The 21,360-nt window shown below is 73.4% G+C and carries 15 protein-coding genes; 11 read left to right on the top strand and 4 right to left on the bottom strand.

All coding sequences use genetic code 11. The features are described 5' to 3' along the window. Positions 1–39: 39 nt before the first annotated feature. Positions 40–609 (top strand): lipoprotein, encoded by a 570-nt coding sequence (locus tag ACIBK9_RS43905; protein ID WP_397164948.1) that lies wholly within the window; start codon positions 40–42, stop codon positions 607–609. Then, positions 593–1,132: an OmpA family protein gene (locus ACIBK9_RS43900; protein WP_397164946.1), complete on the top strand. Its 540-nt coding sequence runs from the start codon at positions 593–595 to the stop codon at positions 1,130–1,132. Before ACIBK9_RS43905 ends, ACIBK9_RS43900 begins: the two co-directional genes overlap by 17 nt. Before the next feature lie 78 nt (positions 1,133–1,210). Here the strand turns inward: ACIBK9_RS43900 and ACIBK9_RS43895 are convergent, their stop codons facing one another. Then, positions 1,211–2,299, bottom strand: a complete 1,089-nt coding sequence (locus ACIBK9_RS43895) for a S1C family serine protease (RefSeq protein ID WP_397164945.1) — start codon at positions 2,297–2,299, stop codon at positions 1,211–1,213. A gap of 19 nt (positions 2,300–2,318) precedes the next feature. Further along, the gene (locus ACIBK9_RS43890; protein ID WP_397164943.1) at positions 2,319–3,749 is read right to left on the bottom strand and encodes an AMP-binding protein; all 1,431 of its coding nucleotides are present in this window, start codon (positions 3,747–3,749) and stop codon (positions 2,319–2,321) included. Positions 3,750–4,486: 737 nt separating this feature from the next. Here ACIBK9_RS43890 and ACIBK9_RS43885 point away from each other — a divergent pair. From ACIBK9_RS43885 to ACIBK9_RS43850, 8 genes are all read left to right on the top strand, one after another. Continuing rightward, on the top strand, positions 4,487–5,269 hold the full coding sequence (locus tag ACIBK9_RS43885; RefSeq protein WP_397164942.1) for a hypothetical protein: 783 nt from the start codon (positions 4,487–4,489) through the stop codon (positions 5,267–5,269). A gap of 70 nt (positions 5,270–5,339) precedes the next feature. Beyond that, positions 5,340–7,517 carry an acyl-CoA dehydrogenase gene (locus ACIBK9_RS43880; RefSeq protein WP_352349366.1) on the top strand — a complete coding sequence of 726 codons (2,178 nt, stop codon included), beginning with the start codon at positions 5,340–5,342 and terminating at the stop codon, positions 7,515–7,517. 77 nt (positions 7,518–7,594) lie between these two features. Then, positions 7,595–9,103, top strand: a complete 1,509-nt coding sequence (locus ACIBK9_RS43875) for a hypothetical protein (protein ID WP_397164941.1) — start codon at positions 7,595–7,597, stop codon at positions 9,101–9,103. A gap of 124 nt (positions 9,104–9,227) precedes the next feature. After that, complete coding sequence (locus ACIBK9_RS43870; RefSeq protein WP_260477562.1) at positions 9,228–9,359, top strand: hypothetical protein; 132 nt, start codon at positions 9,228–9,230, stop codon at positions 9,357–9,359. A gap of 82 nt (positions 9,360–9,441) precedes the next feature. Then, positions 9,442–10,665, top strand: a complete 1,224-nt coding sequence (locus tag ACIBK9_RS43865; protein WP_397164939.1) for a glycosyltransferase family 4 protein — start codon at positions 9,442–9,444, stop codon at positions 10,663–10,665. Then, on the top strand, positions 10,662–14,801 hold the full coding sequence (locus ACIBK9_RS43860) for an alpha-(1->3)-arabinofuranosyltransferase family protein (protein WP_397164937.1): 4,140 nt from the start codon (positions 10,662–10,664) through the stop codon (positions 14,799–14,801). The genes ACIBK9_RS43865 and ACIBK9_RS43860 overlap by 4 nt, the downstream gene beginning before the upstream one ends. Next, positions 14,798–16,636, top strand: coding sequence for a hypothetical protein (locus tag ACIBK9_RS43855; protein ID WP_397164936.1), 1,839 nt, complete (start codon positions 14,798–14,800; stop codon positions 16,634–16,636). Before ACIBK9_RS43860 ends, ACIBK9_RS43855 begins: the two co-directional genes overlap by 4 nt. Continuing rightward, positions 16,633–17,610, top strand: a complete 978-nt coding sequence (locus tag ACIBK9_RS43850; protein ID WP_397164934.1) for a DUF3068 domain-containing protein — start codon at positions 16,633–16,635, stop codon at positions 17,608–17,610. The genes ACIBK9_RS43855 and ACIBK9_RS43850 overlap by 4 nt, the downstream gene beginning before the upstream one ends. On the opposite strand, the gene ACIBK9_RS43845 is transcribed toward ACIBK9_RS43850, so the two are convergent. Beyond that, a complete protein-coding gene (locus ACIBK9_RS43845) occupies positions 17,551–18,324 on the bottom strand; it encodes a class I SAM-dependent methyltransferase (RefSeq protein ID WP_397164932.1) in 774 nt (257 codons plus the stop codon). The genes ACIBK9_RS43850 and ACIBK9_RS43845 overlap by 60 nt on opposite strands. Here ACIBK9_RS43845 and ACIBK9_RS43840 point away from each other — a divergent pair. Beyond that, positions 18,323–20,146: an ArnT family glycosyltransferase gene (locus tag ACIBK9_RS43840; protein ID WP_397164931.1), complete on the top strand. Its 1,824-nt coding sequence runs from the start codon at positions 18,323–18,325 to the stop codon at positions 20,144–20,146. The genes ACIBK9_RS43845 and ACIBK9_RS43840 overlap by 2 nt on opposite strands. On the opposite strand, the gene ACIBK9_RS43835 is transcribed toward ACIBK9_RS43840, so the two are convergent. Further along, the gene (locus tag ACIBK9_RS43835) at positions 20,089–21,336 is read right to left on the bottom strand and encodes an acyltransferase family protein (protein ID WP_397164929.1); all 1,248 of its coding nucleotides are present in this window, start codon (positions 21,334–21,336) and stop codon (positions 20,089–20,091) included. The two genes, ACIBK9_RS43840 and ACIBK9_RS43835, sit on opposite strands and share 58 nt — an antisense overlap. Positions 21,337–21,360: the final 24 nt, after the last annotated feature.

Genomic DNA, 21,360 nt, shown 5'->3' with positions numbered 1-21,360 from the left:
CTGACTTGAGCCCTTTCTGAGCATTAAGGTGATCAGCAGATGCGAAAGACGATCGTGCTCATCGGGGCGGCAGTCGTCCTGGCAGGGTGTGGCATGTCGCCCGGCGGACAGCCGCAGACCGCCGCCGAGGAGGCGACCACCACCGCCCCCGCGCCGCCGCGCACCGCGCCCGCGCAGACGGCGCCGCCGCAGGCGGACGTGGTCATCGCCACCCGTGAGGCCAAGGTCGGCTCCGGCGACCAGTACGGCAAGGCCCGCGTCGAGATCACCGCCCTGCTGCGCCAGGGTAGAACCGCCACCCTCAACTGGACGATCACCGCCGTCGAGGGCAAGGTCAACGTGCACAACGGCCTGGGCGGCGGCGCGCTCGACTACACGGTCTCCAACGTCTCCCTGATCGACCCGGTGAACGCCAAGCGTTACCGCGTCGCCCGCAACGGCACCGCCGCCGACGCCACCTGCGTGTGCTCCGGCACGCAGGGCCAGTTCCTGGAGGCGGGGGAGTCCAGCACGCTGTACGCGGTCTTCGCCGCGCCGCCGCCGGAGGTCACGAAGGTCAACGTGGAGATGCCGATGCTGGGCGTGCTCACCGATGTTCCGCTCTCTTAGCCTGGCGCTGGCCCTCGTGCTGACGCCCACGCCGGTCCCGGTCCCGTCCGATGCCGCCGGCCCGGTGGAGGATCTGGTGTTGCCGGTCGAGGACATCGTCGGCGAGGTCGAGTCCATGGACGGCGCCCAGAGCGAGACCAGGCAGGGCCGCGAGGTGACGGTCGCGCTGACCAGCGACGTGCTGTTCGCGCTGGACAAGTGGCGGCTCACGCCCAAGGCCAGGAAACGGCTGGCGGACGTCGCCGCGAAGGTCGAGGCGGAGGGCGCGGGCGGCGTCGTCAGGATCGAGGGGCACACCGACGACCAGGGGAGCGACGCGTACAACCTGGCGTTGTCGCGGCGGCGGGCGCAGGCCGTGCGCGCGGCCCTGGAGAGCCTGCTCGGCGGCGGGAACGTGACGCTCCAGGCCGCCGGATACGGCGAGCGGCGGCCCAAGCTGCCCAACCTGGTCGAGGGCAAGCCGGTGGAACGGAACCGGGCGAAGAACCGGCGCGTGGAGGTCGTCTTCACGGCCCGGCAGTGAGGGGCCGGCCCGGCAGGGACACATCGGCCTGGCCCCGACACAGCGGCCTGGCAGGGACACAGCGGCCCGGTCGGGCCGTCACTCGGCCTTGAGCTCGCCGAGGGTCACCGTGACGGTCTGGGTGCCGCCGTCGGGCCGCAGGACCTCCACCTTGACCTGGTCGCCGGGCTTGAAGGCGGTGATCTCCTCCGACAGCGCGGCCATGGTCGTGGTCTTCTTGCCGTTGATCGAGAGGATCACGTCACCGGCCCGGATCCCGGCCTTCTCCGCGCCCCCGCCCTTCTCCACGCTCGCCACGCCCACACCGCTCGGCTGCCCGGTGGCGCCGATCACCGTGCTGCCGCGGATGCCGAGCGCGGCCCGGTGACTGTTGGTGACCTTGCCGTTCTTCACGATCTGGGCCGCGATGTCGGTGGCCGTGTTGCTCGGGATCGCGAACCCGATGCCGGGCGCGGCCCCGCCGCCGAGCTGCGGGTCGGTGGCGGCGAGGGTCGGGATGCCGATGACCTCGCCGGCCAGGTTCACCAGCGCGCCGCCGCTGTTGCCGGGGTTGATCGCGGCGGAGGTCTGGATCGCGCCGCTGATGGTGGCGCCCGGCGACTCGGGGCTCTGGGGCTCGCTGACGGTACGGCCGAGCGCCGAGACGATCCCGTTCGTGACGCTGCCCGACAGGCCCAGCGGGTTGCCCATGGCCAGGACGATCTGGCCCACCCGCAGCTTGCCCGAGTCGCCGAATCTGGCCGGGCGCAGTCCGTCGGGCCGATCGACCTTGATCACCGCCAGGTCGCCGGCGCCGAACGCCTTGACCAGCTTGGCCGGGCGGGGCGCGCCGCCGGTGGCGATCGTGACGTTCATCTCGGTCGCCTCGCCGACCACGTGGGCGTTGGTGACGATGTGACCCGCCGTGTCGTAGACGATGCCGGAGCCGAGGCCCACCTTGGTGTTGATCTGCACGATCGATGGCAGGACGTCCGTGATGACCCGCTCGTACGCGCTCTCCAGCGACTGCGGCGCGCTCCCCGGCGCCTCCGCCGAGGCGGTCGGCGAGCCCGGCGTGGTCGTGGCCGGGCTCGCCGTGGCCGTGGAGGTGGACGCCGGGATCGACGGGGACCGCCCGCAGGCGGTGAGCAGTACGACGGCTGCCAGTCCGGCGACGATCTCCCTCATGGGGAGATGTCTGCCCAGCTCAGCGGGAAAGATACGCCTCTCGGACGTCCCGTCTGCTGAGTTTGCCCGTGGGGGTGCGCGGCAGTGACTCGCGGTACTCGATCACCCGGGGGTGTTTCATCCTGGCCAGCCGGGGCGCGCAGTGCCGCAGCAGCTCCGCGGTCAGCTCCGCGCCGCCCGTCACGCCCGGCACGGGCTGGACCAGCGCCACGACCTTGTGCCCCCACTCGGGGTCGGGCACGCCGATCACCGCCACGTCGGCCACCGACGGATGTTCGAGCAGCGCGGCCTCGATCTCGGCGGGATAGATGTTGACGCCGCCCGAGATGATCAGGTCGGTCCTGCGGTCCAGCAGGAACAGGTAGCCGTCGGCGTCGAGGTAGCCGATGTCGCCGGGGGTGTAGGCGGCGCCGCGCATGGCCGAGGCGGTCTTGCCGGGGTCGCGGTGGTACTCGAAGCGGTTGATGCCGCCGATGTAGACCGTCCCGGGTTGGCCGGGGGCCGCCTCGTGGCCGTCGTCGCCGATGATCGTGAAGGCCATGCCGTCGAGGGCCCTGCCGACCGTGCCCGGCCGTTCCAGCCACTCCTGGGACGACACCATCGTCGCCACCGCGGCCTCCGTCGAGCCGTAGTACTCCCACAGGACGGGACCGAGCCAGTCGATCATCGCCTGCTTGGTGGCGGGCGGGCAGGGGGCGGCGCCGTGGTAGAGGTGGGTGAGGGAGGACAGGTCGTAGGTCTTCCGGTCCGGCACGGCGAGCAGCCGGTGGAACATCGTGGGCACCATGAACGCGTTCGTCACCCGGTGCCGTTCGATCAGCGCCAGCGCCTCGGCGGCGTCGAACCGTTCCGGCGCCACGATCGAGTGGCCGAACTGCAGCGCCATCATCGCCTGGCCGTAGGGGGCCGAGTGGTAGAGCTGCGAGCACACCAGGTGCACCCCGTCGGACGGCAGGCCGAAGTGCCGCCAGCTCTTGCGCATCAGGATGGGGTAGAGGTCCTCGGGCGTGAGGTCGAGCAGCCGGCGGCGCACGCCCTTGGGGCGGCCCGTGGTGCCGGAGGTGTAGAGCATCATGGAGCCGGCCCGGCGGTCCTCGGGCGCGGTGTCGGGCCGGCCGTCGGTCAGGTCGGCGACGGTGAGCGCGCCGGGGGAGACGACGACGTCGGCGCCGCAGTCGGCGACGATGTAGTCGATCTCCTCGGCCGTGTAGTGCCAGTTGACCGGCACCAGGTAGGCGCCGATCTGGTAGGTGGCCAGCATCATGGTGAGGGCGTCGAGCCCGTTCTTCAGCACGGTCACCACGGCGCCGCCCGGTCGGACGCCGCGCGCGACCAGGCCGTGGGAGGCTCTGTTGGCGCGGGCGAGCAGCTCGCCGTAGGTCGCGCCGTCGTCGCCGAGCAGGGCGGGACGGTCCGGGTCGGCGGCTGCGATCTCGTAGAAACCCCTCATGTCCGCAGACCATACAGAATTAGATTCTGCTGGGGGAATAGAGGAATTATCCTGCTCTTCGGTGACGTAACCTCAAGGCCATGGCGGACGTCGGCGACGAGAGATCAGCACAGGACACCCAACCTTTTCGCAAGGTCGTTGTTCCGCCTGCCGAGCAAGTCGTGCCGCCTGCGGAGCAGACGGTCAAGATCCCGCGTCCGCCGCGGCCGGGTGCGTCCCAGCCGGTGCGACCGACTCCTCAGCCGCCGTCCGGCCCGCAGCCGCCGTCCGGCCCGCAGCCGCCGTCCGGCCCTCAGTCGCCGTCCGGTCCGCAGTCGCGTCCCTACCCTGGGCCGCCCTCGGGCCCGCAGGTGCGTCCGCAGCCTCCGTCCGGCCCGCAGGGACGCCCGCCGCACCCGCCGCAGTCTCCGGGTGGGAACCAGCAGCTCCAAGGCGCCGGCCGACAGAGCCCGGGCCCGGGGGCCGCGCAAGGGCCAGGACAAGGGGCGGGGCAAGGGCTCGCACAAGGACCGGGGCCAGGGACTGCGCACGGGCCGGGGCAGGTCAACGCGCAAGGGCCTGGGCTTGTACAAGGGCCGGGGCAGGTGCACGCGCATGGGCCTGGGCTTGCGCAAGGGCAGGGGCAGCGGCCAGGGCCGGGGAGGGCGTCGCAGCATCAGCCTGTGCAGGTGTGGCCGCCGGGAGCGCCCAGGTCGCCCCAGCCCCAGCACCAGCCCCAGCCGGGCGCCGTCGGTCCCATGACGCCGCTCGTCACCAAGCCGCACAAGCGTGGCATCGGGGACATCCCCATCCGCGCGATCTATCTCGCGGGCGCCATCCTCGTCACCGTCACGGCGGTGCTGCTGATCTTCGTCGTGTTCTCCGGCGACGTGCCCACGACCGGCGACCCCGCCGGGACGACGGTCTCCGTCGCCCCCGTGCCGGCCGCGACCGCCACCCCGACCGCCTCCCCGACCCCCAGCGAGGCGCCGGTCGCGCTCCCCTCGGTGCCGGCGAGCAAGGCGTTCCCCGCGCTGCCGGGCAAGGCGTCCGTGGTGAGCGGGATCATCTCCGACAAGACGAGCGGCATCAGCTACCCGCGCCTGGCCGCGCCCTGGGACGCCAAGTCGTTCGCGCCGTTCACCGTCGCCCAGCGCATCGGCAAGGTGGCGGTGCCGCACACCGTGATCGCCTCGGCCATGTTCCCCGGCGACGCCCCGGAGAAGAAGCCGTCCAAGGACGCCGACTACCGCGAGATGGCCGTCCGCGCGGCCCGCTGGGCGCTGCGCACGCAGTATCCGGCGGGCGCCGAGCTGACCTCCTGGACCGGGTCCGCGAAGGTGCCGGTCGGCAAGGGCTGGTCGCTGGGCTACAAGGTCACCTACGTCTCGGGCGGCAAGACCGAGACCGCCCAGGCCGTGGTGACGGTCGTCGAGGTGGGCAAGACCAAGCCGGCGATGCTGCTGGCCTCGATTCCCGAGAAGAACAAGGCGCGATGGGCTGATTTGAACACACTCGTCCAGCAGGTGCGGCCCCTCTAGGCCAGAAGCATGCTCTAGAATATGGTTCTGGGCATCGGGCACTGTCTTTGACCTGGCTGGAGGATGAGCAATGGCGATCGGATTGAGCGAGGAGCACGAGGCGCTCCGCGACTCGGTGAGCGGCTGGGCCGAGCGGAACATCCCCTCGGAGCTGCTGCGATCCGGGTCGGACGAACGTCCGCCCTTCTGGCCGGGCCTGGCCGAGCAGGGGCTGCTCGGCCTGCACCTGCCCGAGGAGTCCGGCGGCTCGGGCTACGGGCTGCTGGAGGCGGCCGTCGCCGTCGAGGCGCTGGCCGAGAAGCTCGCCCCGGGCCCGTACGTGCCGACCGTGCTGGCCAGTGCGGTCATCCACGCCTCCAAGCGGCACGACCTGCTCGAAGCCCTCGCCGACGGCACGCTGACGGGCGCCGTCGCGCTGTCCGGCTCGCTCACCGGCTCCCGTGCCGACGACGGCTCGCTGGTCGTGTCCGGCACGGCCGACCCGGTGCTGGCCGGCTCGCTGGCCGACGTGCTGGTGCTGCCGGTGACCACGTCCGAGGGCGAGGAGTGGATCGCCGTCGACGCCTCGGCCGTCACCGTCACGCCGGTCCGGTCGCTCGACCTGACCCGGCCGGTGGCCAAGGTGGAGCTGTCGGAGGCGCGCGTGCCCGCCGAGCGCGTGCTCGACGGCGTGGAGAGCCCCGACGTGCTCAACCTGGCCGCGATCCTGCTCGGCGCCGAGGCCGCCGGGCTGGCGTCCTGGTGCGTCACGGCCGCCGCCGCCTACGCCAAGGTGCGCGAGCAGTTCGGCCGCCCGATCGGCCAGTTCCAGGGCATCAAGCACAAGATCTCCCGGATGCTCGTCGCCCTTGAGCAGGCCCGCGCCACCGTCTGGGACGCCACCAGGGCCGAGGGCCGCGAGCTGGAGTACGCCGCCGCCGTCGCCGGGGTGATGGCCCCCGACGCGGCCGTCCAGTGCGCCAAGGACGCGATCCAGACGTTCGGCGGCATCGGCTACACCTTCGAGCACGACGTGCACCTCTACTACCGGCGCGCCCTCACCCTGCGCGCCCTGCTCGGCTCCTCGGCCGAGTGGGCCGCCTCGGTGACCGCGCTCGCGCTGCAGGGCGTCGGCCGCGAGATGGAGATCGACCTGCCCGAGGGCGCCGAGGAGCTGCGCGAGGGCATCCGCGCGGAGATCGCCGAGATCGCCCGCCTTGAGGGCCAGGAGCAGAAGCGGGCGCTCGCCGACCGCGGGTTCGTCATGCCCCACCTGCCCAGGCCGTGGGGCCGCGCGGCCAAGCCGCTGGAGCAGGTGCTCATCGCCCAGGAGCTCAAGGCCGCCAAGGTCAGGCTGCCCGCGATGATCATCGGTGCCTGGGTGGTGCCGTCCATCGCCGTGTACGGCACGCCCGAGCAGCAGGAACGTTTCCTGCCCAAGACGCTCAGCGGCGAGATGATCTGGTGCCAGCTCTTCTCCGAGCCGGGCGCCGGGTCCGACCTGGCCTCGCTGCAGATGAAGGCGGAGAAGGTCGAGGGCGGCTGGCGGCTCAACGGCCAGAAGATCTGGACGTCGGTCGCCCACGTGGCCGAATGGGGCATCTGCATCGCCCGCAACTCCTCCGAGGGCACCAAGCACGAGGGCATCACGTACTTCCTGGTGGACATGAAGGCGCCCGGCGTCACGGTCCGGCCGCTGACCGAGATGACCGGCGAGAACCTGTTCAACGAGGTCTTCCTCGACGACGTCTTCGTCCCGGACGACCTGGTCGTGGGCGAGGTCGGCGACGGCTGGAAGGTCGCCCGCAACACGCTGTCCAACGAGCGCGTCTCGCTGTCGTCCGGATCGGGCGGCACCGGCGCGTCCGTGCCCGACCTGCTCGGGCTGATCGGCCGGCTCGGGCGCGAGCTCACGCCGGCCGAGGAGCAGGAGGTGGCCGGGGTCGTGTGCGAGGGGCACTCGATCAACGCGCTGTCGCTGCGGGTCACGCTCAAGCAGCTGGCCGGGAACGAGCCGGGCGCCGACGCGTCCGTACGGAAGCTGCTGTCCACCTCGCACGCCCAGCACGTCTCCGAGACGGCCGTCGGCCTGCTCGGAGCCCAGGCCGTGGTGGCCGCCGACATGAAGCTCGGCGACGCCGGCTACTGGAACCGGGCGGTGCTCGCGACCAGGGCCATGACCATCTACGGCGGCACCACCGAGGTGCAGCTCAACATCATCGGCGAGCGCATGCTGGGCCTGCCCCGGGACCCCGAGCCCGGTAAATAACACATGTGAGGCGTTGGCGGCTAATCTCCCTTGTGCCCGGACTGCCGGTCCTGGCGCGAGGGAGAGGCGGTGTCACGGTGCGCGAAGGCCGTGCGGGCCGCTGGGGGCCGGCGGCGCTGGGGCTGGGGCTGGCGGTGCTGGCGCTCGGCCCGGCGCTGGGCTGGGGGCTGGTGCTCCGGTACGACCTGCTCTTCGTGCCCGATCCGCCCCTGTGGCCCGACCGCGGCGGCTTCCCTCGGGCGGTGCCCAGCGACCTGGTCGTGGCGCTGCTGTCCAGGGCGTTGCCCGTGGAGATCGTGCAGAAGGCGGCCCTGGTCGCCGTGTTCGTGCTGGCCGCGACCGGGGCGGCGGCGCTGGTTCCGCCGGAGCGCAGGCTCGCCCGGCTCGTGGCCGCCGCGTTCTACGCCTGGAACCTCTACCTCGCCCAGCGGCTCATGCTCGGCCAGTGGGCCCTGCTCCTGGGCGTGGCCGGGCTCCCGTGGGCGATCCGCGCGCTCACGCGGGAGACCCTCGGAGGGTTCGCGCGGTTCGGGCGGCTGGGGGTGGCGTTGCTGCCGGCGGCGGTGGGCGGGTTCCAGGCGATGCTGGTGTCCTGGCTCACCCTGATGCCGATCGCCGTCGCCCGGCGCAGGGTGCCGGTCGCCGCCGGGGTGCTGGTCGCGTACAGCCTGCCGTGGGCGGTGCCCGCGCTCGGCTCGGGCGCGGTGACCGACCCGGCGGGCGTGGACGCGTTCGCGGCCCGCGCCGACGGGCCCTTCGGCGTGCTGGGCAGCCTGCTCTCGCTCGGCGGCATCTGGAACGCCGAGGCCGGGCTGCCGGGCCAGGAGGCGTGGTGGACGGCGACCGCCCGGCTCCTCCTGGTCCTCGCCGGCCTGTACGGCTACGCCCGCCTCCGCGCGGCCCCCGAACGGCCCGCCTGGTGGGGCGGCCTGGCGGTGGCGGCGGCCGCCGGGTTCTGCGTCGCCGGGCTGGGCGCGTTCCAGCCGGGACGCGAGGCGCTCAAGTGGCTCATCGCCCTGTGGCCGGGGTTCGGGCCGCTGCGCGACGGCCAGGTGTACCTGGCTCCGCTGGCCCTGCTGACGGCGGTCGGCCTGGCCTCGGTCCTGCGGTCGGGCGCGCTCGCGCTGGTCGGGGTGCTGGCCCCGGTGCTGGCGATGCCGACGTTCGCGCTGGGCGCGTTCGGCCGGCTGGAGGCGGTGACGTACCCGGCGGAATGGACGGCGGTCCAGCGGATCGTGGACGGCGACCCCGCGCCGGGCCCGCTGGTGTCGCTGCCGTGGGGCGCCCATCGGGCCTTCGCCTGGAACGGCGGCCGGGTGGTGCTCGACCCGGCGACCAAGCTGTTCCGGCGCCGGGTGCTCTGGGACGACACGTTGCTCGTCGGCCTGCCCGGCGGCGGCCGGCTGCGGGTGCGCGGCGAGGACCCGCTGAACCGCCTGACCGGTGACCTGCTGGTCGCCGGCGCCTACGGCGACCTGCCCGCCAGGTATCTCCTCATGGCCGCGGGCGAGAACGGGTTCCCGTCCGCGCCGCCCGGCTGGAGAACGGTTTTCGACGGCGAAGAGCTGCGCTTGCTGCGGCGTTGACCGGCTGTTTCATGATGTACCGGAGGGTAACTTGCTTTATCACGGTTTGACCAATGTTATGGATTCAAGACGAAACACGTTCTAGTCTCGGCACACCGCGTCACCGGAAGGAAGGGAGAGCTTCGTGTTGCGACTTCTCGTGGCCCTGGCGATAGGAGCCCTGCTGGCGGTCGGAGCCTCCGTCGCGGTGGTCAACGTGGCCTCACCGTCGCTCACCCCGCCCAACCAGCCGCTCTACAACTACGGCACCAGGTGATCCATCCCGCTTGACGCGGGGCCATACACAGCGAGCACGGAGTGTGGCTCCGCCATGCCCGCATGCCCGCCGACGAGGAGTGATGGTGGTCTTTACCGGTGAGCGCAAGGCGGACACGGCACGGCTGATCGAGCCGCGGACCAACGACGCGACGGCGGGAGAGCGGCCACTCGCGGGCGTCCGCGTGGCGATGCTCAACTTCCGCGAACCCTGCCAGTCCACGGCCGGCGGCGCCGAGGAGTACGCCTGGCAGGTCAGCCGGTTCCTGCTGACCCAGGGGGCCTCGGTCGTGTTCCTCACCGGCCGCCAGCGCGGGCAGCGCCGCGCCGAGGTGCTCGACGGCGTCGACCTGCGCAGGATGGGCAACCCGTACCTCGTCTACCTGCTGGTCCCGCTCTGGCTGCTGATCCACCGGCGGCGCGTGGACGTCGTCATCGACACCATGAACGGCATCCCCTTCTTCTCCCCGCTCGTCGTCCGCCGCCGCACGCCCGTGATCAGCCTCGTGCACCACGTCCACGACCGGCAGTTCCACGCCTTCCTGCCCGCCTGGCTGGCCCGGATCGGGTGCTTCGTGGAGGGCGAGGTGGCCCGGCTGGTCTACCGGCGCTGCCTGACGGTCACCGTCTCGGAGTCGTCGAGGCACGACCTGGCCACGAAGTTGCGCTGGCTCGCGCCGGTCACCGTCGTGCCGAACGGCTGCGCCGAGCCCGCGCGCAGCGAGCCGCCGGCCGCCGTGGGCGAGCCCGCCCTCGTGTACGCCGGCCGCCTGATCGGCCACAAGCGCATCGAGCGCGTCGTGGACCTGGCCGCCGAGCTCGGCGACGCCTGGCCGGGCCTGCGGGTGCACGTCGTGGGCCGCGGCCCCGAGCGCGACGCCCTGGCCGCCCGGATCTCCGGCCGCGGCCTGGACGGCCGGGTCGAGCTGCACGGCTTCCTGCCCGAGCCGCGCAAGAACGCCCTGCTGGCCGCCGCCCGGCTCAACGTGACGGCCTCGGAGTTCGAAGGCTGGGGGCTGACCGTGATCGAGGCCGCCGCGCTCGGCGTGCCGACCGTGGCCTACGACGTGGCCGGGCTGCGCGACTCCGTGCGGGACGGCGTCACCGGCTGGCTCGTACGGGACGGCGAGAGCCTGGCCGAGGTGACCGGCCGCGCGCTGGAGGAGCTGGCCGACCCGCGGCGGCGGGCGGAGGTGGCCGCGGCCTGCCGCGCCTGGGCCGGGGAATTTACGTGGGCCCGAACTGGGGCTAACATGACCGGACTTATCCTGGCGAAACTCCAAGATTGCGGCGGAGCCCCTCAGTGACCCAAGCCTCGCCTGGACCCCCGGGGGAACGCGGGGACTCCACCGTCGAGAGCTACGAGGCCCGGATCAGGCACAGGCTGCGGCTGCTCGCCTCCTGTCTGCTGCTCGGCGCCATCGCGTTCAACACCTCGACCGAGAAGATCATCCCCGAGACGAAGCTCGACATGGCGGTCAACCCGCTGGGCTTCCTCGGCCGGGCGCTGCACCTGTGGGACGGCGCCTACTTCGGCCACCTGCAGAACCAGGCGTACGGCTACCTGTTCCCGATGGGCCCGTTCTACGCGATCTTCCTCAAGCTGGGCATGGAGTCGTGGGCCGTCCAGCGGCTGTGGATGTCGCTCGTGCTGTGCGTCGCCTTCCTCGGCGTGGTCCAGCTCGCCCGCGCGTTCGGCGTCGGCGGCCCGCACACCCGCGTCCTGGCCGGCTTCGTGTACGCGCTCGCGCCGCACGCCCAGGCGCTGATCGGCATCAACTCCTCGGAGTTCCTGCCCAGCGCCGTGCTGCCGTGGATCCTGCTGCCGCTGGTCAAGGGGGCCAAGGGCGAGCTGACGCCACGCCGGGCGGCCGCGCTGTCGGCGTTCGCCTTCCTGTTCTGCGGCGGGGTCAACGCGGTGGCCGAGGCGGCCGTGCTCGTGGTGCCGATGGTGTACCTGCTGACCAGGCGCGGCGGGCCGGTCAAACGCCGCCTGATCGCCTGGTGGCTGCCGCTGGTCGCGCTCGCCTCGCTGTGGTGGGCCGTCCCGCTGCTCACGCTCGGCGGCTACATCTTCTCGTTCCTGCCCTACATCGAGACCGCCACCGCGACGACCGGCGTGACGTCGCTGGTCAACGCGCTGCGCGGCACGTCGAGCTGGCTCAGCTTTCTCACCGTGGACGGCCAGACCTGGCTGCCCGACGCCCACCAGCAGTCCACCGTCCCGTGGCTGATCGTGGTCACCGCCGCCGTGGCCGCGCTCGGCCTGGCCGGGCTCACCCTGCGCCGGCTGCCCGAGCGGCCGTTCCTGCTGATCAGCCTGCTGTGCGGGATCGCCGTCATCACGACCGGCCATCCCGGCACGCCGCACGAGCAGGTGATGGTCGGGCTGCTCGACGGCCCGCTCGCCGCGTTCCGCAACCTGCACAAGTTCGACGCGCTGATCAGGCTGCCCGTCGCGCTCGGCCTCGCCGGGCTGCTCTCACTGGCCCGCCCGCGCCTGCGCATGCCCCTGACCGTGCTGGCCGCCGGGCTCGTGACCCTGTCGGGCCTGCCCGTCCTGTACGCCGGTCTCGCCCCCGCCGGCGGCTTCACCGCCATCCCCGACTACTGGCGGCAGGCCATCACCTGGCTCAACCGCAACGCCGGCGACGGCATGGTGCTGGCCGTGCCGGGCGCCAAGCGCGGCGAGTACCTGTGGGGCCGCCCCCTGGACGAGCCGCTGCAGGCCCTCTCGCAGGCCCGCTGGGCGACCCACACGATCGTGCCGTGGGGCTCGGCCGGCATCTCGCGGCTCATGGCCGCCGTGGACGACCGCCTGGCCACCGGCAAGGGCTCGCCGGGGCTGGCCGCCACGCTGCGCCGGATGGGGGTGTCGTACCTGGTCGTCCGGAACGACCTGGACCGGGCGACGATCGGCACGGCCTGGCCGGCCCGGGTGCACCAGGCGCTGGAGGACTCGCCCGGCGTCTCGCTCGTGGCCCAAATGGGGCCGGGCGTCGGCATCGCCCAGTACGGCCGGGCCGCCGCCTGGCTGGACCAGCCGTACCCGGCCGTCGAGATCTACCGCGTGGCCGGCGCCGCGCCGCTGGTCGGCACCGTGGACGCCACCCGCCCGCTGCGCGTCGGCGGCGCGCCGGAGTCCGTGCTCTCCCTGGCCGAGCAGGGCCTCCTGGACGACGACCGGCCCGTCCTGCTCAACGACGACGCGGGCGTGGTCAAGGTGCCCGCGCACGACACGATCCTGACCGACACGCTGCGCCGCAGGGAGGTCGCCTTCGCCGACCTGCGCCGCAACGCCAGCGCCACGCTCACCGCCGACGAACCCCTGCGCGGCAGCTCGCCCTCCAGCGACCTGCTCGACCCCGGCTGGGCGCGGTACGTCTCCACGGCGGGCCTCACCGGCGTCGCGGGCGTCACCGCCTCCAGCTCCGAGGCCGACGTCGGCGCCGCGGCGAACAGCCGCGAGCCGGGCCACCAGCCCTTCGCCGCGCTGGACGGCGACCGGCGCACGAGCTGGCGCTCCACCGGCTGGAACGGCGCCGTCGGCGAGTGGCTGGAGGTGACCTTCGCCGAGCCGCTGACGATCCCCACGATCCAGGTGGCGTTCGAGAACTCGCCGATCGGCCCGCCGCCCAGCGAGGTCGTCGTGGAGACCGGCGCCGGCTCGCTGCGCCAGAAGGTGCGCGCGACCGCCGACCCGCAGGAGCTGGCCGTGCCGAAGGGGCCGGTCGAGCGGCTGCGGGTGAAGGTCGTCGCCACCGCGTACGAACCGGCGAACCGCCTCGGCGGCCGGGTCGGCATCACCGAGCTCGCCATCCCCGGCGTCCGGCCCGGACGCTCGATCGTCGTGCCCGACCCGCGCGAGGACACCGGCGAGCCGGCCACGATCGCGGTCGCCAGGACCGGCGACGTGCCCGGCTGCGTCCGGGGCTCGGCCGCCTGGAGCTGCGCCAAGGGCCACGAGGTGCTGGGCGACGACGGCAACGGCTTCGACCGCTCCTTCGTCACCGGCAAGGACGGCGCGTACGGCATCTCGGGCCGCGCCACGGTCACCGACCGCGCGACGATCGAACGCCTCAGCACGCTGCCCGGCGACTCCCTGACCGTGCGCGCCTCCTCCACCGCGGTGGACAGCGGCGCGGCGGGCGGCCGCTGGGCCTTCGACGGCGACCCGAAGACGGCCTGGTTCGCCGACCCGCTCGACCCCAGGCCCACGCTGAACGTCGAGCTGGCCCGCGAGACGAAGCTGTCGCGGATCCGCGTCATCACGCCCGACTCCTACCTCGGCGCCCCTCCCGTCCGGGTGACGATCCGCGCGGAGGGCGGCGTCCGGCAGAGCTGGGTCGGCACGGACGGGCTCGTCCGCTTCCCCGAGATGAGGGCCAGGAAGGTCGCGCTGGAGTTCGGCGCGTCCGGCGGCCGGCCGATCGAGATCAGCGACGTGGCCTTCCCCGGCGTGCGGCCACTCGGCGCGCTGACCGGCTTCAAGCTCACGCTGCCGTGCGGCTTCGGGCCCACGCTCACGATCGACGGCAACGAGGTGCACACCGCCGTCACCGGCGGCACCCTGCACGACGTGGTCACCGGCCGGCCGGTGACCTTCGAGACCTGCGAGCGGCTTCAGCTCGTGGCCGGTCCGACCCGGCTGTCGGTGCGGCCGGGGGAGTCGTACCGGGTCGAGTCGGCGGTCGTGCGGCACGAGCCGGGCAGCCCCGCGGCCGGGCCCACCGTCATGCGGCGCACGCCGGTCACCACGTGGGCGGCCGGCGAGCGGGTCGTCCAGGTGAACGTCCAGGACGACGCCTACCTGGTGGTCAACGAGAACTTCAACGCCGGCTGGAAGGCCACGCTGGGGGCCGCGGCGCTCAAGCCCGTCCGGCTCGACGGCTGGCGGCAGGCCTGGTTCCTGCCCGCCTTCACGGCCGGGACGGTGACGCTCACCTACGAGCCGGACGAGCCGTACCGGGCGGGGCTCGCCGCGGGCGGGGCGCTGGCGCTGCTCGTCGCCGGGCTGGCCCTGGTGGGCAGGGGCCGGCCGGGACGCCATCTGGCGCCCGTCCTGGCCGCCCGGCCACGGATCCGGCACGTCGCGGTGTTCGCCGTGGCGCTCGGGTACTGGGTCGGCGGGCCGGCGGGGGCGGGCGTGGCCGGGGTGGCGTTCGTGCTGGGCGCCTGGTCGCGTCCGCTGCGGGAGGCCGAGCACCTGCGCGGGCGGCGGCGCTGGACCCTGCTGCTCGGGCCGCCCGGCGGGCTCGCGCTCTACCTGGCCGCCACGGTCGCGGTGGCGCTCGGCGCGGGCGGCCTGTGGGCGCAGCTGCTCTGCCTGCCGCTGCTCGGGCAGCTCCTCGTCGAGGTGGCGGCCAGACGCGCGCCGGCCCGGCAGACCACCGTACCGATCACCGTCGCCGCAGGCGGCCCGACCATGACGAGTGTTCCGTGACCGACACGATCAAGCCGCGTCCGGGGACCGTCATCACGGTTCCCGGCCCGGTGGCGCGTGCCGCCCGGTGGGCCCGCCGCCACGGCGTCCTGCTGGCCGGGCTCGTGCTCATCGCCGCCTCGGTGGCGGGCAAGGCGGCCGTCGTCCAGGAGGCGTACTTCAAGGAGGACGACTACGAGTTCGTGGCCAGGGCGATGGAGGGCGGCCTGTCCTTCGACTACCTGACGCGGATCCATTTCGGCCAGTTCATGCCGGGCGGCTTCCTGGTGGCCTGGCTGGTCTCCCGGCTGCACCCTTTCGACTGGGGGTGGGCGGCCGGCACGGTGCTGGCGCTGCACGCCCTGGCCGCCCTGGGCGTGCTGCGCATGCTGCGGGTGGTCTTCGGCAGGCGGCCGGCGACGCTCGTGCCGCTGCTGGTCTTCCTGCTCGCGCCGGTCACCGTGCCCGCGCTGGCCTGGTGGGCGGCCGGGCTCAACACCGTGTTCCTCCAGGTCGCCCTGCCCATGGCGGTCGCCTCGCACTGGCATCACCTGCGGACGGGCCGGCTGCGGCACGCCGTGGCCGCTGCGCTGTGGGTGCTGGTCGGGCTGCTGGGCTTCGTCAAGGGCTTCGCGCTGCCGCTGCTGCTGTTCGCCCTCACCGCGATCTACCACGGCGGCCTGCGCGCCGCGCTGCGCCGCCACCTGGCCGCCTGGGCCATGTACGGCACCGTGCTGGTGGCCTTCGGCGCGCTCTACGTCCAGCGGTCTTCGTCGGCGCCGAACAGCGGGGCGCTGCCGATCTTCGACCAGGCCCTGGGCTTCCTGTGGGAGCTGCTGGGCAAGACGTTCGCCACCACCGTGCTCGGCGGGCCGTGGCGGTGGTTCGCGGGCGGCGACTGGGGGGTGGCCTCGCCGCCGCTGCCGCTGGTCATCGCCTCCCTCGTCGTCCTGGCCGCGCTGGTGGCGATCACCAGCCGGTACCGCAGGCGGGCGGTCCTGGCCTGGGCCACGCTGCTGGGCTACCTGCTGGTCGCGGACGCGCTGCCGGTGTTGTGGGGACGCGTCCACCTGCTGGGCTCGTTCGTCGGCACCGACACCCGGTACGTCGCCGACGCCGTCCCGCTGCTCGCGCTGGTCGTGGGCCTGGTGCTGCTGCCGCTGCGCGGCGAGGAGGAGCCGTACCGCAGGGCGCTGCCGGCGCGGGAGCGGGTGACCGGGGCGGCCGGCGCGACGCTCGGGCTGTTCGCGGGCGCGTCGCTGGTCACGGTGACGCTCTTCGCCGGGTACCTGGGGGCCGAGCGGCGGCACGACTACATCGAGACCGCCCGCGCCGAGCTGGCCAGGGCGGCCCCCGACAGCGTGATCTACGACCGGCTGGTGCCGACGGAGGTGCTGCCGAACTCGTACGGGACCTACAGCCTGACCTCGCGGGTGCTGGGCGCGCTGGCCACGCCCGCGCTCAGGGCCAGGATGCAGGCGCCGCCCGCCGCGCTCGACGGCCTGGTCTTCGACGACCAGGGCCGCCTGCGGCCGGTGGACGTGCAGGGCATCCCGCTCGTGCCTGCGACCCGCGACCGGTGCTGGCCGGTGACCGGCGGGACCGTCCAGGTGCCGCTGGACAACCGCGTCACCCGGGTCGAGGGCACCCTGGTCAGGCTGGGGTACGCGGCCCGCTCCGACACGACGGTCACCCTGTGGATGGGCGACCGCGCCACCGACGTGAAGCTGCGCGCGGGCTTCGGCCGGGTCTTCGTCCTGGCCGTGCCCGGCGCGGACCGGATCGTCGTGCACGACGTGCCGCCCGGCCTGTGCCTGGGCGACGTGACGCCGGGACAGGCGGTGCCCCGGCCGTGACCGCCCCGAGCCGAAGGAGCCTCGCGCTGGTGCTGGCCGCCGTGGGGGCCTTCCTGCTGACGCTCATCCCGCTGAGCCGCCTGTACGTCTACGACCGGGTGCTCAAGGCCCCCCTGGAACAGCAGAGCATGACCAGGGCGACCGCCGAGTCGGCCACGTACGTGGACCCGGCGACCATGCGGCAGACGACCGGCGACCTGGTCCAGACCCAGTGGCTGATCGGCGACGTGCTGGCCGGCGACGACGACCGCGCGGTGTGGGGCGAGTCGGTCTCCCTGGCCACCCGCGACGGCCACCGCCTGGACTACCACGAGCGCCGCCTGGCCTTCGACCGGCGTACCGGCGAGATCGTGAACTGCTGCGGCGAGTACCTGGACGAGGACGTCTCCGTCCGGCAGACCGGGCAGGCCTTCCGCTGGCCGTTCAACGCCGAGCGCCGCGACTACCCGCTGTTCGACCTGCGCCTGCGCCGCCCGGTCACGGCCGTCTTCGACGGGGTCGAGCGGGTGCGCGGCGTCGAGACCTACCGCTACGTCCAGCGCACGCCGCGCCGGCTGGTGCCCGGCGAGACGCCGCCGCTGCCGCGCCGCCTGCTCGGCCTGCCCGGCAAGGGCGACGTCGGCCTCGGCCGCTACGCCGAGATCCGGCGCACGTACTGGGTCGAACCGGTCAGCGGCCTGCCCGTCAGGACGCTGGAGGAGGTGACCGAGACGCTGGTCACCGCGGACGGCCGGGGCCGCCTGACCGCCCTGGACGCGGACTTCCGCACCGCCGAGCCGGACGTCGTCGCGGCCCTGGCGACGGCGGCCGCCTACAAGCGCTGGATCCTGCTGCTCGGCACGGTGGCGCCGGTCGGCGGCGGCCTGCTCGGCGCGGGCTGCGTGGCGGCCGCCCTGTGGTTGTCGCGGCGGCGCTCACCTGCGGCGCAGGACGAGGAGCAGGTTCCAGGTGACCAGCTCGCGGATGCCAGGTAGGTGGACGACGTGCCTGGCCCAGCGTGGATGGTAGCGAGGGATCGCGTCGAGGACCTCCACGTCGCGCCTCCTGCGCGCCCAGGCCAGCGGCTTGGCCACGCCGATGGCGTACATGCTCTCGCCGAAGACGTTCTTGGGCGGCTTGCCGTGGGTGCGGGCGTAGCGGCGGGCGGCGTAGTGGCCGCCGAGGTAGTGCCAGGGGGAGGTCTCGTGGCCGCCCCAGGGCGAGAACCAGATCGTGTACGACAGGTAGACCACGCCGCCCGGCCGGGTCACCCGGACCATCTCCTCGGCCATCCGCAGCGGGTCGGGCACGTGCTCCAGCACGTTGGAGGAGAAGCACACGTCCACCGAGCCGGTGGCGAGCGGCAGGTCGAGCGCGCTGCCGAGCACGGCGTCGCGGGGCGGCACGCCGTCGCGCAGGCGCATCTCACCGGCGTCGCAGTCGACGCACAGCGGCCGCGCGCCGACCGCGCGCAGGGCGTCGGCGAAGTAGCCGGGGCCGCCGCCGATGTCGGCCACGGTCGCGCCGGCCAGGTCGGTGTAGGTGGCGAGCTGGGCCACCGTGTCCCTGGCCAGGGTGCCGTAGAAGAAGTCGGGGTCGCTCTGCTCCAGGCGGAAGGCGCGCAGCAACCGGACGGATCTGCCGAGATCCGCTCGGAACGGTTCGGTGTCCACGGCGCGGAGCTTACTGCAGTGGAGGGATACGTCCATGGCTGAAGACGTCAAGCGAGCCGAGCCCTTCCAGATCACCATCCCGGCGGTGCGCACCGGGCCGGTCATCGGCGTGGGCCTGCTGATCGTGCTGATCTCGCTGGTGTTCCGGGCGAGCCTGCTCAGCAAGGCCTACTTCGTCGAGGACGACTTCCTCTTCGTGGCCGGGGCCGGCGACAGCGGGCCGACCTGGGAGTACCTGATGAGGGTGCACAAGGGGCACCTCATGCCGGGCGCGCTCGGCCTGGTGTGGCTGCTCACGTCGGTCGCGCCGTACAGCTGGGCGCTGGTGTCGTTCGTGACCGTCGCGATCCAGGGGGCGGCCTCGGTCATGTTCCTGGTGCTGCTGCGGCGGCTGTTCGGCGACCGGGCGGCGGTGCTCGCCGCGCTGACCGTCTACGCGTTCGCGCCGCTCACCGTGCCCGCCATGAGCTGGTGGTCGGCCGCGCTCAACGCGGTGCCGCTGCAGCTCGCGCTGATCGCGGCGCTGGCCGCGCACGTCAGGTACGTACGCGAGGGCAAGGGCCGCTGGCGGGCCCTGGCCTGGACCGCCGTCGGGATGGCCTTCTCCACCAAGGGGGTGTTCATCCCGTTCGTGGTGCTCGGCGTCAGCAGCGCCTACCTCGGGCGTGGCCTGTGGGCCCGTGCCCTGCTCGCCGAGCTGCGCAGGCCCGTCTGGTGGGCGCACGGCCTGCTGCTGGCCGGGTACGCGCTGCTCTACTGGCTGCGCCGCGACACCGCCGGGGCCGACGCGCTGACCGGCCCGAAGGCCGAGGTGGTCCCGGGGCTGCTGCGCAGGCTGCTGGGCGAGACCTTCCCGACGGGGGCGGTCGGCGGCCCGCTGCGCTGGGGCGGCGTCACCTCGACCGGCGGGCTGGCCGACCCGGCCCCGGTGACCGTGGCCGTGGCGTGGGCGGTGCTCGCCGCGCTGGTCGTGGTCACCTGCGTGTACCGCAGGCGGGCCTGGCGGGCGTGGGCGATCCTGGCGGTCTACGTGGTGGTCGCCGACGCGGTGCCCACCGTGATCGCGCGGGCCACCGCCTGGGACCTGGTCGGCGCCGAGACCCGGTACGTCGCCGACGCCGCCGTGCTCTTCGCGCTCTGCCTGGCGCTGGCCGTCATGCCGGTGGAGGACGAGCCCGACGTCCTACGCCGGCCGGTGCCGGCGAGCATGCCGGCCGTCGGCGGCGCGCTGACCGCCGTCTTCGTCGTCGTGTCGCTGATCTCGATCAACACCTTCGGCGACACGCTCACCGGCGACCGGGTCAGGACGTACCTGGAGAACGCGAGAGCCTCGCTGGCCGCGGCGGCGGGGGAGGCCGACATCTACTCCCGTCCCGTGCCGCCGGAGATCGTCCTGCCGTGGAACGGGGAGCGCCGGATGACCTCGTACGTGCTGGCGCCGCTGGCCGACGACGCGACCAGGGAGCGCATGCGCGACCCGCGGCCCTCGGCGGAGCCGTACGTGCTGGACGACACGGGCAAGCTCGTCCTGGTGGGGCGGGTGGTGCCGTTCTTCGACGCGGTCAAGGGGCGCAAGTGCTACCCGGCGGGCAAGGAGTTCCCCGTCGAGTCCTTCGGCGGGCCCGGCGTGGTGGTGGCCATGTCGTACGTCAGCCCGCGGCCCGTGCAGGTCGTGGTGGAGGTCGGCGAGGCCCAGCGGGCGGCCACGCTGCCCGCGACCGGCGCCATGGGCGCGCTGTTCTACGTGCCGCACGACGGGCCGGGCAAGGGCATGCGGATCACCGCGGCCGGGGCGCAGGGTCAGGCGTTCTGCCTCAGGGCGGTGGCCTTCGGCGAGCCGGGCCCGGCGGCGCGCTGAGGCACCAGGCGGATCAGCCGCCTGGCCGGCTCCTCGACGTAGCGGTGGGTGAGCCCGGCCATGGTGACCGTGATGGCGGTGACGGCGACCAGGTTGACCAGGAGGTTGCCGGTCCACGGCCGCTGGCCGGTGAAGTCGTACCAGAGGTAGAGGATGACGAACTGCCACAGGAAGACGCCGTAGGAGATCTGGCCCAGGTAGCTCATCACCCGGCCGCCGAGCAGCTCGTGCACCCGCGTGGGCCGTCCGGCCGCCAGCGCGGCCGGGGCGACCAGGCAGAAGGCGACGAGCGTGTAGAGGCCCTGCTCGGTGAACGCGGTCCAGATGCTGCCCAGGCCGACCGCGCGCGGCCCGGTGAGCGGCGTGGCGGCGATGAGGTAGGCCAGGCCCGCGATGACCCACAACGTGCCCCAGGAGGAGGCCAGCGCGGCGCTCAGCCGCCGCGCGCGGCCGTCCTCGGCCCTGGCCCAGACGGTCAGCACGGCCAGCGCCATGCCGGGCACGAAGAACGTCCAGGAGCGCGGCAGCCACACGTTCATCCAGGGCCGGTAGTCGGGGAAGTACTCGAAGACCGTGTACACGTAGGACAGCGCGCCGAAGGCGGCCAGGCCGATGAGCAGCCGCCGTCCCCTGGTCCGCAGGTCGGGGTCGCCGCGCAGGGCGAACCTGCGCAGCACCGCCGCCATCAGCGGGAGCGTGAGGTAGAAGGTCAGCTCGACCGCGAGGCTCCACATCTGGCCGAGCCCCTTGGGGCCGAGGCCGTACCACCAGGGGGTGATGTCGTAGGTGTGCACGAGGAACAACATCTGCGCCCACGTCCAGGGGTCGGCCCGGTGCGCCTCGCCCCACAGCAGCAGCGCCACGGCGACCACCAGCCAGTACGCCGGCATGATCCGGAAGAAGCGTTTCCACAGGTAGCGGCGGGTGTCCGGAGCCCGGTCGCCGAGCAGCGCCTCAGCCGCCCACGGCCGGTACAGCAGCAGGCCGGAGAGCGTGAAGAAGATCGGCACGCCGATCTCGCCCCTGGACAGCACGCCGCCCAGGAACCCCGGGTCCAGCGCCGTCCCCGCCTCCATGGACACGTGGAACAGCAGGACGGCGAAGGCGGCCACGGCGCGCACGCCGTCGAGCGAGGTCTGGTGTCCTGAGACCACCGGCACCCCGCCCGAAGTAGAACCTGTTTCGGTCACGTTTCCGCATCCCTGGTGACGTCG

This window comes from Nonomuraea sp. NPDC050227 (assembly GCF_044459705.1).
Lineage (GTDB): Bacteria > Actinomycetota > Actinomycetes > Streptosporangiales > Streptosporangiaceae > Nonomuraea.
This window is presented reverse-complemented; position numbering and strand designations above follow the sequence as displayed.